At 59.0% G+C, this 205-nt stretch carries 2 tRNA genes; both read left to right on the top strand.

Features of this window, described 5'->3' with window-relative positions:
• Window positions 1–22 precede the first annotated feature (22 nt).
• Window positions 23–99 (top strand) — tRNA-Arg (locus BZJ21_RS16060).
• Window positions 100–107: 8 nt separating this feature from the next.
• Window positions 108–200, top strand: a tRNA-Ser gene (locus BZJ21_RS16055).
• Window positions 201–205 lie beyond the last annotated feature (5 nt).

Raw genomic sequence — 205 nt, 5'->3', positions numbered from 1 at the left:
TTGTTGCAAGCAAGATAGATGCGCGTCCGTAGCTCAGCTGGATAGAGTACCTGGCTACGAACCAGGCGGTCGGAGGTTCGAATCCTCCCGGACGCGCCACTACTTGCGGTGAGGTGGCCGAGTGGCTGAAGGCGCTCCCCTGCTAAGGGAGTATACGGTTTGTAGCCGTATCGAGGGTTCGAATCCCTCCCTCACCGCCATGTTG

This window comes from Salinivibrio costicola subsp. alcaliphilus (assembly GCF_001996185.1).
GTDB lineage: Bacteria > Pseudomonadota > Gammaproteobacteria > Enterobacterales > Vibrionaceae > Salinivibrio > Salinivibrio costicola.
Note: the sequence above shows the minus strand (reverse complement) of the source record. Positions and strands in the feature narration are given on the sequence as shown.